This is a genomic window from Eikenella corrodens, assembly GCF_900187105.1.
GTDB lineage: Bacteria > Pseudomonadota > Gammaproteobacteria > Burkholderiales > Neisseriaceae > Eikenella > Eikenella corrodens.
Genome location: NZ_LT906482.1, coordinates 672794 through 689128 on the forward strand (window position 1 = coordinate 672794; position 16335 = coordinate 689128).

At 52.7% G+C, this 16335-nt stretch carries 14 protein-coding genes; 8 read left to right on the top strand and 6 right to left on the bottom strand.

What is annotated here, in order from left to right; genetic code table 11:
* The first annotated feature begins 110 nt into the window (after window positions 1-110).
* From CKV94_RS03415 to CKV94_RS03440, 6 genes are all read left to right on the top strand, one after another.
* Window positions 111-1541 carry a sodium:proton antiporter gene (locus tag CKV94_RS03415; protein WP_003823450.1) on the top strand — a complete coding sequence of 477 codons (1431 nt, stop codon included), beginning with the start codon at window positions 111-113 and terminating at the stop codon, window positions 1539-1541.
* A 76-nt stretch (window positions 1542-1617) separates the two neighbouring features.
* The gene (locus CKV94_RS03420; RefSeq protein ID WP_003823452.1) at window positions 1618-2145 is read left to right on the top strand and encodes a hypothetical protein; all 528 of its coding nucleotides are present in this window, start codon (window positions 1618-1620) and stop codon (window positions 2143-2145) included.
* Between the two features lie 188 nt (window positions 2146-2333).
* Window positions 2334-2939, top strand: coding sequence for a nitroreductase family protein (locus CKV94_RS03425; protein WP_003823453.1), 606 nt, complete (start codon window positions 2334-2336; stop codon window positions 2937-2939).
* 240 nt (window positions 2940-3179) lie between these two features.
* Window positions 3180-4094 carry a TIGR01777 family oxidoreductase gene (locus CKV94_RS03430; RefSeq protein ID WP_003823455.1) on the top strand — a complete coding sequence of 305 codons (915 nt, stop codon included), beginning with the start codon at window positions 3180-3182 and terminating at the stop codon, window positions 4092-4094.
* An 84-nt stretch (window positions 4095-4178) separates the two neighbouring features.
* Window positions 4179-5213 (top strand): phosphoribosylformylglycinamidine cyclo-ligase, encoded by a 1035-nt coding sequence (gene purM, locus CKV94_RS03435; protein ID WP_003823456.1) that lies wholly within the window; start codon window positions 4179-4181, stop codon window positions 5211-5213.
* Between the two features lie 78 nt (window positions 5214-5291).
* Window positions 5292-6593 carry an adenylosuccinate synthase gene (locus CKV94_RS03440; protein WP_003823458.1) on the top strand — a complete coding sequence of 434 codons (1302 nt, stop codon included), beginning with the start codon at window positions 5292-5294 and terminating at the stop codon, window positions 6591-6593.
* A gap of 473 nt (window positions 6594-7066) precedes the next feature.
* Here the strand turns inward: CKV94_RS03440 and CKV94_RS03445 are convergent, their stop codons facing one another.
* Window positions 7067-8098 (bottom strand): porin, encoded by a 1032-nt coding sequence (locus CKV94_RS03445; protein ID WP_003823460.1) that lies wholly within the window; start codon window positions 8096-8098, stop codon window positions 7067-7069.
* 354 nt (window positions 8099-8452) lie between these two features.
* Here CKV94_RS03445 and CKV94_RS03450 point away from each other — a divergent pair, with 354 nt between their 5' ends.
* Together CKV94_RS03450 and CKV94_RS03455 are read left to right on the top strand one after the other, a co-directional pair.
* Entirely contained in the window at window positions 8453-9418 is a 966-nt protein-coding gene (locus CKV94_RS03450; RefSeq protein WP_003823461.1) for a PhoH family protein, read from the top strand.
* Window positions 9419-9540: 122 nt separating this feature from the next.
* Window positions 9541-10131, top strand: a complete 591-nt coding sequence (locus CKV94_RS03455; RefSeq protein WP_003823462.1) for an LURP-one-related/scramblase family protein — start codon at window positions 9541-9543, stop codon at window positions 10129-10131.
* Between the two features lie 191 nt (window positions 10132-10322).
* On the opposite strand, the gene CKV94_RS03460 is transcribed toward CKV94_RS03455, so the two are convergent.
* From CKV94_RS03460 to CKV94_RS03480, 5 genes are all read right to left on the bottom strand, one after another.
* Entirely contained in the window at window positions 10323-10943 is a 621-nt protein-coding gene (locus tag CKV94_RS03460; RefSeq protein WP_003823463.1) for a GDSL-type esterase/lipase family protein, read from the bottom strand.
* A gap of 97 nt (window positions 10944-11040) precedes the next feature.
* Window positions 11041-11427 carry a glycine cleavage system protein GcvH gene (gene gcvH, locus CKV94_RS03465; RefSeq protein ID WP_003823464.1) on the bottom strand — a complete coding sequence of 129 codons (387 nt, stop codon included), beginning with the start codon at window positions 11425-11427 and terminating at the stop codon, window positions 11041-11043.
* Between the two features lie 241 nt (window positions 11428-11668).
* Window positions 11669-12769, bottom strand: coding sequence for a glycine cleavage system aminomethyltransferase GcvT (gene gcvT, locus CKV94_RS03470; RefSeq protein WP_035580521.1), 1101 nt, complete (start codon window positions 12767-12769; stop codon window positions 11669-11671).
* Window positions 12770-12904: 135 nt separating this feature from the next.
* On the bottom strand, window positions 12905-14272 hold the full coding sequence (locus CKV94_RS03475) for an L-serine ammonia-lyase (RefSeq protein WP_035580523.1): 1368 nt from the start codon (window positions 14270-14272) through the stop codon (window positions 12905-12907).
* Between the two features lie 144 nt (window positions 14273-14416).
* Window positions 14417-15694, bottom strand: coding sequence for an HAAAP family serine/threonine permease (locus tag CKV94_RS03480; RefSeq protein WP_003823468.1), 1278 nt, complete (start codon window positions 15692-15694; stop codon window positions 14417-14419).
* Between the last annotated feature and the right edge of the window lie 641 nt (window positions 15695-16335).

Sequence of the window (16335 nt, forward strand, 5' to 3'; positions counted from 1 at the left end):
CACATACTGACACACCGCCCGCTTTCATTTACAATCGGCACGGCAAAGCAGCCGGATAAGCCGTCCGGCTGAAGTATTTTGTTTGAGACCACCCGTCAAAAGGAAACCCGATGCGTATCCGAACCGCCCTCTTCCTGCCGCTGCTCGCCCTGCCGCTTCCCGCGCTGGCCGGCGAGCTCAACGGCGCCGAACTGAGCCTGCCCTGGGGCATCCCCTTCGTGCTGATTCTGCTCTCCATCGCCACCGGCCCGCTGTTTTTCGCCCATATTTGGCACCACCATTTCGGCAAAATTACCGCCGGCTGGACGCTGGCCTTCCTCATCCCCTTCACCCTAGTGTATGGCTTCTCCACCAGCCTGCATGTGCTGGTGCACGCCCTGGTGGCCGAATACATCCCCTTCATTTTGCTGCTGTGGGCGCTCTACACCATCTCCGGCGGCATCCTCGTATGGGGCAATCTGCACGGCAGCCCGCGCATGAACACCGCGCTGCTCGCCATCGGCACGCTCCTGGCCTCCGTGATGGGCACCACCGGCGCCGCCATGCTGATGATCCGCCCCATCCTCAAAGCCAACGACAACCGCAAGCACCGTGTGCATGTGGTGATTTTCTTCATCTTCCTCGTGGCCAATATCGGCGGCGGCCTCACCCCGCTGGGCGATCCGCCACTCTTCCTCGGCTTCCTCAAAGGCGTGGATTTCCTGTGGACGGTGCAACACATGCTGCCGCCCGTGCTGATTAGCGCTGCCGTGCTGCTCACCGTGTTCTACATCCTCGACAGCAAATACTTCGCCCAAGCCGATGAAATCCTTGCCAAAGACCCGAGCCCCGACAGCCCGCCCGAAAAAATCAAGCTCATGGGCAAATGGAACTTCCTGCTCCTGGGCGGCGTGGTGGCAGCCGTGATGATGTCCGGCATTTGGAAGCCCGCGCACCCCGGCCTGGAAATTTTCGGCACCCACTACGCCCTGCAAAACCTCGCCCGCGACCTGATTTTGGTGGCACTGGCCGTTACCTCCCTCGCCATCACCCCCAAACAGGTGCGTGCCGGAAACGAATTCAACTGGGGCCCGATTGCCGAAGTGGGCAAACTCTTCCTCGGCATCTTCATCACCATCGCCCCCGTATTGGCCATGCTGCAAGCCGGCGAACACGGTGCGTTTGCCCCGCTGATTTCCCTTGTGCACGATGCTTCCGGCAACCCGATCAACACCATGTATTTCTGGATGACCGGCATGCTCTCCGCCTTTTTGGACAACGCCCCCACCTACCTCGTGTTCTTCAACATGGCCGGCGGCGACGCGCACACCCTGATGAACGGCCACCTGTTCCACACCCTGCTGGCCGTATCCATGGGCTCCGTGTTCATGGGCGCGCTCAGCTACATCGGCAACGCCCCCAACTTCATGGTAAAAGCCATCGCCGAACAACGCAAAGTGCCCATGCCCGGCTTCTTCGGCTACATGGCCTGGTCGTTCGGCATCCTCGTGCCGCTGTTTATCCTGCACACTTTGATTTTCTTCGTGTGGCAGATTCTGTAAGGGCGCAGTAAGATAAAGGCTACCTGAAAACCTTGCTTTGGTTTTCAGGTAGCCTTTAAATTTTGTGGAGCGAAAAATGAAGCAATCCGGTTCTTATTCTGCCCTTCAGTCTTTTGGGTATGGCCTAGCAATCGTTGCCACAACCATCATCTCTTTTGCTGCTGCCGCCGCTAATTTTCTACTTATCTGGGCTGCACCCCTTGCCTTTGCTACACATCCTGATGACCTCATGCGTATCATGATATTTTGGGTGTTTATGATTGGCCCTCCCGTTGCATTTGTTTTATCACTCTATCTTTTAATCAAATACTTTTTTTCGGCAACGTTATTCCCGGAAGAAGACACCAAAACCAAATATATGCCTTATGGCATCAAAGACATCTTTTCCTTAATTGCCTCATGTTTGGGCATAATGGCTATCTACCAAACCCCAAGAACCCCTTTTTCCGACTGGATAAGATACAACTGGGCACCCCCACTATTCGTCATCTGGGGCTGGGTAGTCATCCGCTCCATCCGCTATACAGCATGGAAACTGCGTACCCAAGAGCAAACAAATCAAAAAACCACCATCGCCAAAGACGATCAAAACCACGGCGATTAAAACCATGCAAACCCAGCCCCACTTTCAGGTAGCCCCTTCCATACAGGCTACCTGAAAATCATCCCCCGCAAAATCACCCCCCATCTTTTCCCAGCAAGAAACACCATCTTGCCGCAAAGCGCTACCACCCCGCGCCGCAAAACCCTTATACTGCCGCACATTACATTATCATCACACCAGGAAAAATCATGAGCCATCAAATCCTGCAAGAGGCCGCCCGCACCCGCCGTTCCGTGTACGCGCTCAACAAAAACCTGCCCCTGCCCGCCGAAGAAGTGGCCGCCATCGTAGAACACGCCGTGCTGCACACCCCCTCTTCCTTCAACTCCCAATCCACCCGCGTCGTGGTGCTGTTCGGCGCCGAACACGAAAAACTCTGGCAGCTCACCGAAGTCGCCCTGCGCCAAATCGTGCCCGCCGACAAATTCGAGCCCACCGCCCAAAAACTGGCCGGCTTCGCCGCCGCAGCCGGCACCGTGCTCTTCTTTGAAGACCAATCCGTCGTGCGCGGCCTGCAAGAGCAATTCCCCGCCTACGCCGCCAACTTCCCCGTATGGGCCGAACACGCCGACGCCATGCACCAATACGCCGTATGGATCACCTTCGCCGCCGCCGGCATCGGCGCCAACCTGCAACACTACAATCCCGTTATCGACCAAGCCGTGGCCGAACAATGGCAAATCCCCGCCAGCTGGACCCTGCGCGCCCAGCTCGTATTCGGCGGCATCGCCGCGCCCGCCGCAGACAAGCAGTTCGCCCCGGTTGAAGGCCGCTTTAAAGTACACGGCCTGTAAGCAGCGTATGGAATATAAAAAGGCTACCTGAAGATTTTCAGGTAGCCTTTTTTCAGCGTTCCATTTTGAAGCCCAGCTCCGCATAAAGAGAATAACCCACTGCTTCATTCTCTCCATTCCAATTCCTCACGCCAATAAACTTGCACACCCGCCCGGAACATGGCAGGCTACCTGAAAATTTACGCATGAAAGAGAAATCATGTTTCAGGTAGCCTTTTCTTTTGCCGGCCGGAGGTACGCATGAGCCGTCAAACCATCGTGATTATCGGCGGCAGCGGCTTTATCGGCCGCCATCTGGCTGCAGCATACCAGGCCGAAGGGCATCGTGTGATTATCGTTAGCCGCCATCCGGCCCGCGCTCGGGAGGTAGATAAGCGTTTTGAATACATCGCCGCGCTGCACCACCTCTACGACAGCATCCGCCCTGATTTGCTGATCAACCTGGCCGGGGCGTCGGTGGGCGAAGGCCGCTGGACGGCGCAGCGCAAGCAGGAGCTGTTGCAAAGCCGCTTGCAGCCGGTGCAAGCGGTGGCCGACTGGCTGCGCCGCCACCCGCAGCCGCCGCGCCTCATCATTCAGGCTTCCGCCGTGGGCTATTATGGCAACGGCAGCGCGGAGGGCTGGCCGCCGTGTGCGGAAAACGCGCCGCCACAAAATGTTTTCCCTTCGCAGCTTTGCCAGCAATGGGAAGCGGCGATACAGTGCGTACAGCAGGAGAGCGGCGTGCCGGTGGCCGTATGCCGCTTTGGCGTGGTGTTGGGCAGGGATGGCGGCATTTTGCCGCAGCTGCTCAAACCGGTGCGCTACTGCGCGGGCCGGCTCGGCAGCGGCGAGCAGCCCCTGCCGTGGGTGCATATGGATGATGCCGTGGCCACCATCCGTTTCCTGTCCACGCAAACACACAGCGGCTTTCAGGCCTACAACCTTACTGCCCCCAAGCGCACCACCCAACTCGACTTTGCCCGCGCCGCCGCCCAACGGCTGCACCGCCCGCTGTTGTTTTCCGTTCCCGAGCAGATGTTGCGCCTGATGCTGGGCGAGCAAGCCGATTTGGTGTTAGACGGCCAATTTGCCCCGCCGAAAGCCTTGTTGCAGCAAGGGTTTGAGTTTACCTTCCCCACCATTGAGCGTGCGCTCGACAACCTGCTGAATTAGGCTGCCCAATTCAATCCTTAGCTGCTGCTTAAAATCAGGTAAAATAGCGTTTTCCTGTTTTAAATTTTTTCCCGAAAGAGTGCCATGACCCAATCCCTCAGCTACCGTGATGCCGGTGTCGATATCGATGCGGGCGACCAACTGATCGAAAACATCAAACCCTTTGCCAAGCGCACCATGCGCCCCGAAGTGTTGGGCGGCTTGGGCGGCTTCGGCGCGCTGGTGGAAATCAGCAAAAAGTATCAAAACCCCGTGCTGGTAAGCGGCACCGACGGCGTAGGCACCAAGCTGAAACTAGCGTTTGAATGGGATATTCACCACACCGTGGGCATCGACCTGGTGGCCATGAGCGTGAACGACATCCTCGTGCAAGGCGCAGAGCCGCTGTTTTTCCTCGACTATTTCGCCTGCGGCAAGCTCGATGTGGCGCGCGCCACCGATGTGATTAAAGGCATCGCCGAGGGCTGCGAACAATCCGGCTGCGCCCTGATTGGCGGCGAAACGGCCGAAATGCCCGGCATGTATCCCGAAGGCGAATACGATTTGGCCGGCTTCGCCGTGGGCGTGGTGGAAAAAAGCAAAGTCATCAACGGCCGCAGCATCCGGCCCGGCGACGTGGTGCTCGGCCTCGCCTCCAACGGCGCGCACTCCAACGGCTACTCCCTCATCCGCAAAATCATCGAGCGCAGCAATCCCGATTTGGATGCCGAATTCGATGGCGGCAAAACCCTGCGCCAAGCCGTTATCGCGCCCACCCGCCTGTATGTGAAACCGATTTTGGCGGCGCTGGAAAAATTTGAAATCAAAGGCATGGCACACATTACCGGTGGTGGCCTCACCGAAAATATCCCGCGCGTACTGCCCGAAAACTGTGTGGCGCAAATCGATGCCCAATCCTGGCCGCTGCCCAAACTGTTCCAATGGCTGCAACAGGCCGGCAACGTGGAACAACAGGAAATGTACCGCACCTTCAACTGCGGTATCGGTATGGCCGTTATCGTGCCTGCCGAGCAGGCTGAGGCAGCGCAGTCCTTCCTCACCGAACAAGGCGAAACCGTGTATCGCCTGGGCACAATCCGCGAGCGTGCGGGAAGCGAGCATCAAACACAGGTGGCATAAATAATTTCAGGTAGCCTCACTTAAAGGCTACCTGAAAAGAGAAACTCCAACGAATATTCCAACAAAGGCAACAACATCATGGCAAAAAATATCGTAGTAATCGGCGCGCAGTGGGGCGACGAAGGCAAAGGCAAAATCGTAGACTGGCTGGCAGAAGAGTGCGCCGGTGTGGTGCGCTTCCAAGGTGGCCACAATGCCGGGCACACGCTGGTGGTGAACGGCAAAAAAACCGTGCTGCGCCTGATTCCCAGCGGCATCCTGCATGAAAACCTGCATTGCTATATCGGCTCAGGCGTGGTGGTTTCCCCCGAAGCCCTGCTCGGCGAAATCGACGAGCTCACTGCTGCAGGCGTGAAAAATGTGGCCGGCCGGCTGCACATCGCCCCCACCTGCCCGATGATTCTGCCCTACCACATTGCGCTCGATCATGCCCGCGAAGCCTCTAAAGGCGCTGGCAAAATCGGCACCACAGGCCGAGGCATCGGCCCGGCTTATGAAGACAAAGTATCCCGTCGCGCCATCCGTTTGGGCGATTTGGCCGATGCCAAACTGTTAACCGACAAACTGCGCGCCAACCTTGAAGTGTATAACGTGCAGCTGCAGCATCTGCATGGCGCAGAGCCCGTGCAGTTTGATGACGTGATGGCTAAAATCAACGCCTTCAAAGAACGTATTCTGCCGATGCTCACCGATGTGTCACGCAGCCTGCATGACACCATTCAGCGCGGCGAACGCCTGCTGTTTGAAGGTGCGCAAGGCACGCTGCTGGATATCGACTACGGCACTTATCCCTTTGTTACCTCGTCCAACTGTTTGGCAGGCGCTGCCTCTGCCGGTGCAGGCGTGCCGCCGCAGGCCTTGGATTATGTGCTCGGCATCGTGAAGGCCTACACCACCCGCGTCGGCTCTGGCCCCTTCCCCACCGAACTGTTCGACGACACCGGCAAAGGCCTAGCCGAACGCGGCAACGAATTCGGCTCGGTAACCGGCCGTGCCCGCCGTTGCGGTTGGTTCGATGCTGCCGCCCTCAAACGCGCCATCCAAATCAACGGCATCAGCGGACTGTGCATCACCAAACTCGACGTGATGGACGGCATCCCCGAGATCAAAATCTGCACCGGCTACACCCTGCCCGACGGCAGCACCACCGATATCCTGCCCTTCGGCAGCGATGCCGTGGCCGGCTGCACCCCGATCTACGAAACCTTACCCGGCTGGACAGAATCCACCTTCGGCGTGCAAAGCTTTGATCAGCTGCCGGAAAACGCCAAAGGCTACCTGAAACGCATCGAAGAGGTGTGCGGCGCGCCCATCGCCATCGTCTCCACCGGCCCCGATCGCGTGGAAACCATCGTGCTGCAGCATCCGTTTACTAATTAAACCGCTGCAACTGGATGAGAAAAGGCTACCTGAAAGGTTTCAGGTAGCCTTTTTATGTGGGTAGATGAAAAGGAGTTGTGCTCTTATGGCCACCTCTCCTGCCAATTAGTAGTTTATCTCCAACCATGTGAGAGTGGATAAACAGTACACAAAGCTGCAGAACAACAATGTTAGGTTTCAGGTAGCACTCTTCAGTGCACAAGGAAGATACAGAACAATTCCATATGTATACGGCAAGAGCAATACTACAAGGGGTAACTTGAATATATGCGTAATACTCACTATGCATATAATTTGCTATGTTACAGTGAAGGCTACCTGAAAATGCAAATGACTGGTTTAATTTCGGTGAAACCATATTTTCAGGTAGCCTTACTCTCCTGTGTGCCAAGCAAATAGAAGAGTATAGACAAACAAAAAGGCTTGCCGAAGCAAGCCTTTTTGTTGGGTTACTAGACTAGGCTAGCCACAAATTAGAATTTGTGTACTACGCCAGTGCCTACGCCCCAGTTGTTAACGTTCTTATCGTTAGAGTTGGCTTTTTCACGCAACCAACCTACAGATACCAAACCAGTGGTGCGGCGAGAGAATGCGTAGTCAGCACCAACGATGGCTTGCAGGTAGCGACCGCCATCATGAGCAGTATTATCGCTGTCAGCACGACCGTAAGCTACAGTAACCTTCGGAGTAACGGCACCAAAAGTGTAAGCTGCAGAGATTTGAGCCTCTTTGGTTTTGGCATTATTCTCGGTTTGAGTAGCGATATTAATATCAGTGCTACCAACCGGGCTTACGTTTTTGCCGTATTGGATACCACCAGCAACGTACAGGTTATTGGCATCATAACCTGCAGACAGGTTGTGAACGTGGCTGTCTTTCAGACCACCAGCAGCGGCAGTAGATTTGCGGGCATACTCAACTGCGTAACGGGCAAAGAAGCCGCTGTTTTTGTAGCCCAAGCCCAAACCGAATACCGGTTTGCCGTCGTTGGTGCGACCGCCGTGTACGTTAGAGCCAGGAGCCATCTGGAAAGCGAAGTCGAAGCCACCGAAGTCAGGAGACTGATAGTTCAAGCTGGTACGGCGTTGACCGAAACGACCGTAATAACCCAAGCCTAAAACGCGGCTGTCGTATTCCCAGTTGTCTTGGGCATCCAAGGCCTGTTTCAGCGGGGTGCTTACACGACCAATTTTAACGGTACCGAAGCCACCTTCCAAACCAACGAAGCTGTCACGGTTGTTTACAAAGCTGTTACCGGCCAAGCTGGTGTTAGCTTCAACCTGCCAAATGGCTTTCAGGTTGCCACCCAGGTCTTCAGAACCTTTAAAGCCGATGTAGCTACCGTAGTCAACCACGCCCCAAGCGTTTCTTTCGCTCTTCAGCTGGGCAGAAGTGCCTTCACGAGTAAATTCAACACCGCCACGGATGTTACCGTACAGAATCACTTCTGCAGAAGCGGCAACCGGCAAGGAAACCAATGCTAATGCAATCAGGGTTTTTTTCATGCTGCATTCCTTTATCTATGTCTAAACTAAAAATACACACTTAAAAAAGAAACTTCGTCTTTCTTTATTTAAGCTCTCACGCAATCGCCGCATTAGCGATTTCATGACTGCAATATAATTGTTCGGCGGCAAAAAAACAAATCCAATCGTGGGCAAAACGGCAGATGCGGGCGAAATTGTATGCTTTATGCAACAATGTGCCGTCATATTGGGGATGGATTTTATGCCGCTTAAAAACTGTTCAACAGGGAGTTTGCCCTAGCGGGCAATACGGCCTATCATCTTATAAATTATATTGTTCCGGCAGACTTGGAAAGCAACAGCCGGAGGTTTGCAACGAATATTTGAGAGCTTATGAGCCACACTGTACACCTGAAATTTGAAGAGATCGACAACACTGTTTTGCAACGGCTGTGCGGGCCGCTGGAAGAAAACTTGGAAAAGCTGGGCAAAGCGCTGGAAGTGGAAATCGGACGGCGGTTTGCCGAGTTTACCTTTATTGGCAGTCACGCCCATGCGGCACGGGAAGCGCTTTTGAAACTAGCCGAATTGGCTGAGCGAAGGGATTTAGGTGATAACGACATCCGGCTCGCAGCCGTCGAAGCCAAAACGGCCGATGAAGCTTTTGTACCGAAAAACGAAGCTGGGCATCAGTATTTCCTGCAAACTCGGCGCGGCAAGCTGGGTGGGCGCACACCGCGCCAAAACGGCTATATCCGCGCACTACTCAGCCACGATATTGTGTTCGGCCTAGGCCCGGCGGGCACAGGCAAGACTTATTTGGCAGTGGCGGCAGCAGTGGATGCCATGAGCAAGCACGAAGTGGAACGTATTGTGTTGGTGCGCCCAGCTGTGGAAGCGGGGGAAAAACTCGGCTTTCTACCGGGCGATTTGGCGCAGAAGGTAGACCCTTATCTGCGCCCGCTGTATGACGCGCTGTATGATTTGATGGGCTTCGACCGCGTTACCAAGCTGCTGGAACGCGGGCTGATTGAGATTGCCCCGCTGGCCTATATGCGCGGACGCACGCTGAACGGCTCATATGTGATTCTAGATGAGGCGCAGAACACCACGCCGGAGCAGATGAAGATGTTCCTCACGCGTATCGGCTTCGGCGCCAAGGCAGCGATTACCGGCGACATCAGCCAAATCGACTTGCCGCGCAACATTAAATCTGGCCTGAAAGACGCGCGGGAAAAACTGCAAGGCATCGATGGCATTTATTTCCACACCTTTACCAGCGAAGACGTGGTACGCCATCCCTTGGTGCAGAAAATCGTGGATGCCTACGACGCTGCAGATGCGGAGCTGGAAGAATAGCGTTTGCCGCCTTGGTATCTTTAATATATATCCAGTTTCAGGTAGCCTGCGAGCACATGGTTTGAGGCTACCTGAAATTTATTACCAACCCAACTTCAGTCTTTATAAAGTAAAGAACAGTTATGCAAAACATGCAACTGCCGCTGCATTTCCATTTCAAAATATTCACACCATCCAACGATTTCAGCGTGGTGGATGCCAGAGGCAGAGAAGTGGCCTACACACGGCAGAAGATTTTTAAGCTGAAGGAAGCCGTAGAGATTTTTAGCGATGCCACCCGCCGCACGCGGCTATACCGCATACAGGCCGACCGCATCATCGATTTCAACGCCTGCTACCGGATTGTGAACGAAAACGGCGAGGAGCTCGGCTCGATACGGCGCAACGGCATGCGCTCGCTGTGGCGCATTTCCTACCAAATATACGATGCCGGCAACCGGCTACTGTATGAAGTGCGCGAGAAAAACCCGTGGTTGGCATTTTGGGATGCGCTTGTGGGCGAGACTCCGGTTGTGGGCATGCTTAGCGGTTATTTTCTCAATCCAAGTTTTGGAGTAAACGATGCCGCCGGGCAGGAGGCGTATCTGCTGAAAAAAGGGCCTTCACTGATGGAGCGACGCTTCAGCCTGCAAAAAACCGGTACGGCGGCGCATGATGAATTGGTTACGCTGTCGCTGATGATGTTGATGCTGTTGGAACGGGCGAAGGGGTAGAACTAGGAAGCAGACACCGCTTGAAAATCTGAAGGAAGACGAGTTTCTACAAAGCTAAAACGCAACTTCAACAAAATTAAAACGCAGCACCATAAAATTTTCATGCAACAAAAGCGTCAGGCAGTTCCTTTACTGCTCGACGCTTTTGTTTTAAGGTAGCCTTTAATCTTTAATACGGATCAGCCTCGTTGCTACACCAGCCCCTGCTCTTCCAAAAATGCTTTTAGTAATTCGGCAAATTTGCGGTAGCCCTCGGCGTTGGCATGGATTTGGTCGGACTTCAAATCCTTATCACCGAGAATTTCCGACCAAGCACCGCTCAGCAGGGGGATTCGGTATTGCTCGGCTATTTCGTGGTAGAGCGGGTGGTCGCTGAGTTTGCCGAACAGTGCACCTACGGTGAAATGAGGGATGGCCACCAGTACGGCGGGGATATTGGCGGCCTGCACGGTTTGGATGATTTTGCCGATGTTGGCGCGGGTGGTGCTTTCTGGCAGTTTGCGCAGGAAATCGTTGCCGCCGATGCTGATGATGACAAGCTTAGGATGTTGCCCCATAAGCTCAGGCAGGCGGGCGAGGGCATCGGCAGTGGTGTTGCCGGATACACCACCGTTGATGACTTTCCAGCCGGTGAGCGTAGCCAGCTGCACGGGATAGGCAGCAGCGGGAGCGGCACCGTAGCCATAGGTAAGTGAATCGCCTAAGGCGAGTACGGCACTGCCTTTAGGGAGGGCTTGGGAGCGGTTGTGGCGTTTGCTGCAGGCGGCCAAGGCGAGGATAGCACTGCCGATGAGGAATTGTCGTCTGTTCATGGATAGATGGTTTCAGGTAGCCTTTGAGTAAACCTGCTGCGGGCAAAAATGGAAACAGCCTGAAAGCGTTGCGGCTTTCAGGCTGTTATTTAGCGGATTAAGCGATTTCAGCGGCGTATTGCTCGGCGTTCATCAGGCCGTCCAAGTCAGCAGGGTTGGCCGGCTTGATGCGGAAGATCCAGCCATCGCCGTAGGGATCGCTGTTTACAGTTTCGGGCGCATCGGGCAGGCCTTCGTTTACGGCCACAACTTCGCCGGCAATCGGGGAGTACACGTCGGAAGCGGCTTTCACCGATTCCACTACACCGGCTTGGTCTTCAGCGGCGAGCGAGGCGCCAACTTCGGGCAGTTCAACGAATACGATATCGCCCAAAAGCTCTTGTGCGTGGTGGGTTACGCCCACGGTTACGCTACCGTCGGCTTCGGCGCGCAGCCATTCGTGGCTGGAAACATATTTGAGTTCGGCGGGAATGTTGTTGCTCATGGTTTTTCTCCGTAATTAGAAGGTGGGCTGACGTAAGGTCATTCACATTATACAGGTTTTGCCTGTATCTGGTTTGCGCTGACGCAAGGCTACCTGAAACGATATCTTGTGCAGGGCAGATTCGTGGTGTGTGTTCGGGTGGGTTCGCAGTGTTTGTTTCGACTTCGCACAACCTGGAAATCCCGTTTTCAGGTAGCCTATGTGCTCACTTGGACAGGCTACCTGAAAAACCTAACCGCGTTTAATCAAACTGCTTCTGGCCGTTGCGCACGAAGGGCAGTTTCAATACGCGCACATCCACTTCTTTGCCGCGAATCAACACTTTGGCGGTATCGCCTTCAAAGTCTTTGGGCACGCGAGCGATGGCGATGGATTGCTTGAGGCTGGGCGAGAACACGCCACTGGTGGTTTCCCCTTTGCCTTGCGGAGTGATCACTTCCATGTGCTCGCGCAGTATGCCGCCTTTGGCCAAGAGCAAGCCAACCTGTTTCACGCTCACGCCTTTTTCTTTCAGAGCCACCAGCGGGGCTTTGCCGACGAAATCGCGGGCTTCGTCTTTCAAATCCACCGTCCAGGCCATGCCGGCTTCGAGCGGACTGGTGTTGTCGTCCATGTCGTTGCCGTAGAGGTTCATGCCGGCTTCCATGCGCAGGGTGTCGCGTGCGCCGAGGCCGCAGGGTTTCACGCCGGCTTGTTGCAATGCTTTGAAGAAAGCCTCGGCTTCGCTGCCAGGCAGAATCACTTCCACGCCATCTTCGCCGGTGTAGCCGGTGCGGGCGACAAACCAATCATTGCCCAAATCAGCGCCTTGGAAGGGCTTGAGGCCGTTTATGGTGTCGGCCCATTCAGGCTTCACGGTGAGCAGCTTGGCCACGGCTTTGGGGCCTTGCACAGCGAGCATGGCCAAATCGTAGCGCGGGGTGAGCTTGATGCCAAATTCGGCACCGATTTTTTGGAACTGAGCGGAGTCTTTTTCGCGGGTGGCACCGTTAGATACGATGCGGTATTGCGTTTCGGCTTCGTTGCCGCGATAAACGATGAGATCGTCGATGACGCCGCCTTGGTCGTTGAGCATGGCAGAATAGAGGGCCTTGCCCACAAAGCCGAGTTTGGCCACGTCGTTGGCCAAGAGCTTGCGGAAGAAGGCTTTGGCTTTTTCGCCGGTTACGTCGGTAACGAGCATATGTGACACGTCGAACATACCGGCGTCGGTGCGCACGGCTTCGTGTTCGGCAATCTGCGAGCCGTAGTGGATGGGTAGCTCCCAGCCGGCGAAATCAACCAGCTTGGCACCTGCGTCTTTGTGTGCTTGATGGAAAGGGGTGGTTTTGATGTCGGACATAAGGGTCTCCTGTGGGGCAAAAATGGGGGAAGCCTCCCTATCTCTCCCAAAGTACCTGCGCTGGGGCATAGGGGCTCTATTAAATAACTCCCAGTTATCTAGAGATGGCTTCTTGAATGAGAGCAGGTCGTAATATTAATTGCAGACAATCTTGATTGCCAAGCCGCCTCGTGAGGTTTCGCGGTATTTGGCATCCATATCTTTACCAGTTTCATACATGGTGTCAATCACTTCATCCAAATCGACACATGGTGTGCTGGCACGGCGCAGAGCCATACGTGCGGCATTGATGGCTTTTACCGAGCTGATGGCATTACGTTCAATACAAGGAACCTGCACTTGGCCGCCTACTGGGTCGCAGGTAAGACCAAGGCTATGCTCCATGGCGACTTCTGCTGCACTGCAAACGCGCTCCGGGGTACCGCCTAAAATTTCCGCCAGCCCTGCCGCTGCCATTGAACAGGCTACACCAACTTCGCCTTGGCAGCCTACTTCCGCTCCCGAAATAGAGGCATTCATTTTATAGAGCGAGCCAATAATGCCTGCAGTGAGCAAGTATCGGTTGATGATTTCGGGAGTGAGCGGTTCGACAAATTTGTCGTAATACATCAAGACAGCAGGCACGACACCGCACGCACCGTTGGTCGGGGCAGTTACTACGCGCCCACCGGCGGCATTTTCTTCGCTTACCGCGAGAGCATACATATTTACCCAATCTATAATCTGCATCGGATCATTGCTAAGGCTTTTATTAGCAGAAAGCCAGCGGTGAAGCCCTGCAGCACGACGGACAACTTTTAGCGGGCCTGGCAACACGCCTTCAGTTATTAAGCCATGCTGCATACAATCAGACATGGTTTGCCAGATATATTGCAGGTACTCTTCAACTGCTTCTTTACCATGCAATGCCACTTCATTTTGATACATCAGCTTGGAAATGGACAGACCATTATTGTTACAGTATTTGATAATGTCTTTGGCGTTTTTATAAGGGAAGGGGACTTCAATGGTTTGTTTTTCTTCAACACCAAAATGTGCTTCATCAACAATAAAACCGCCGCCGATGGAATAATAAGTTTGGCGGTAGCTTTCTTTTCCTTCTTTATCAAAGGCTGTGATGATCATGCCGTTTTCATGCAGAGGCAAAAAATCGTTATGAAACACCATATCTTCGGCATATTGGAAGCGTACTTCGTGTTTGTTTAATGCCACAGCCAATTTGTCGCTGGCTTTAACCGTCTCAACAAAAGTCGGAATCGAATCGATATCGACATTATGCGGCAAATAACCAGCCAACCCCATAATGATAGCGGTATCTGTCCCATGACCCAAACCAGTCATAGATAATGAACCATATACATCGATGCGGATATGCTCTATCTGCTCTAATTTGCCTTGAGCACACAAGTCATCAATAAATTGTTTATCTGCTTTCATCGGGCCAACAGTATGCGAGCTCGAAGGACCAACCCCAACTTTAAAAATATCGAATACACTAATCATGGCTCTGCTCCCTTCTCTTTCAATACTGGCTCTACAAACAGAATGATATTTATCTAAAAGGCCATCTGAAAACCTCTTACTTCGCATGTTCTCAAACATTTGAACTGATGGTTTCAGATGGCCTGAATATGGTTACAACTTAATTTAAGCAATTAGGTTATAGATAATATTGGATATTGCTATCAGACCCATTACCACCACAAAAATATTGCTGAATTTGCCTTGGAACCGTTTCATTGCCGGTACTTTTCTAATAGCGTACATCGGCATAATAAACAGGATCATCGCAATAATAGGACCACCAAGCGATTCAATCAAACCCAAGATGCTCGGATTGATGATGGCAACAACCCACAACGTAATCAGGAAGAACAGGGCGGAATAGAGGTTCAATTTTTTATGATTGATGGCTACATCCGAGCCAGAGTCACGTTTGAGTTTGATAAATAGGCCTTCCAAACCCTCGCGCGCACCCATATAGTGGCCGAAAAAAGAACTGGTAATGGCTAAAAATGCAACCAACGGGCCTAAATAGGAAATGTAGGGATTGTCAAATTTATTGGCAAGAAACGACAGAATCGAAATATTTTGCTCTTTTGCCAAGGCCAGTTCGGACGGAGTTAATGTCAATACACAACTGAATACGAACATCATCACAAAAACCAATAACGCGGCGGAAGTACTGCGTAGGGTTCTGCTGGCATGCTGGTCTGTTAATTCGCCATCTTGGTATTCTCGCTGTTGGGACAAAACGAAAGAAGAGATGGCCGGTGAATGGTTGAAGGAGAAAACCAACACGGGTATCGTAATCCATAAGGTGCTTAAAAACGCGCTTGCGCTCGGAATAGTGGCAAGCGAAGAAGTATTCCATTCAGGAATCAGGTATACCGATAAGACAAACAAAATAAGTATCAGCGGATATACCAGCCATTCGGTTACTTTCAAAACGAAACGTTCCCCCAGCAGCAACACACCGATTAACGAAGCAATCAAAATGAGCGACAACAAGGCCCTTGGAGGAGAAGCCATACCTAGCTGGTTGACGAGAAAGGAGTCTACGGTATTGGTGATGCCGTTACCATAAATCAGCAAAATGGGGAAAATGGCAAAGAAGTAGAGCAGGGTAATTAATTTACCAGCAGTTTTACCGAAGTGCTCTTCCACTACTTCGGTAATATCACTACCGGGCTTGGCAGAAGAAAGCACAAAACGCGCCAATCCTCGATGGGAAAAATAAGTCATCGGGCCAACAATAACAGCCATGGCAACGAGCGGCCAGAATCCACTCATGCCAGCATTAATCGGAAGGAACAATACGCCCGCGCCCACGGCAGTGCCGAACAGATTTAGCACCCAAGCTAAGTCAAATTTATTTAACTTTGAGGAGACCGCTTGCTGGTGGTTGGTATGTTGTGACTGCATTGTGAAACTCTCCAGATTATTTACCAGAATTTTATGAGCCCCAGGGTCTGTTTTATCAGTAATACCTGAAGCCCGTCATTAAAGGTTGATAATTGATCCTCCAAGTCAATTAATAAGCTTAATGGTTAGAAGGTAGACTGACATAAAATCATTCATATTGTACAGGTTTGGCCTGTCCTGGGTTTGCGCTAGCGCAAGGTTACTTGAAAAACAGCAGCTTTTTACAGGGTAAACTCGATATGCGAAACGGGCTTGATTCTTTTGTTTTGGCCTCCTTTTCACAATAAACGATGAGATCGCCTCAGAAATCATTCTAGTAGTTAATAATAATGAAACAGACCCAAAATCCTTCCATTTTAGTAATTTCAGGAAATTCTCATCTTCACGATGTTGTTGTATTAATGGTCTCTCTTACAAAAGCCTTAACTAGAGCCTGAAAGCAAGCACTCCAACAGGATTTCTTGGCATTTTCAATCACTTTTCTATGATTGGAATAGCAATTCTAGCTAAATTGTGCTTACACTATAGTCGGATAGAAACACGAATGTTTTTGAAGTTTGGCTTGACAACCTTTTCATGGCTAGGCTTGAAAGTGTCCGGCAAAGCTGGCGGACAGGCGGTATATTCCGCTATTGGTGAAA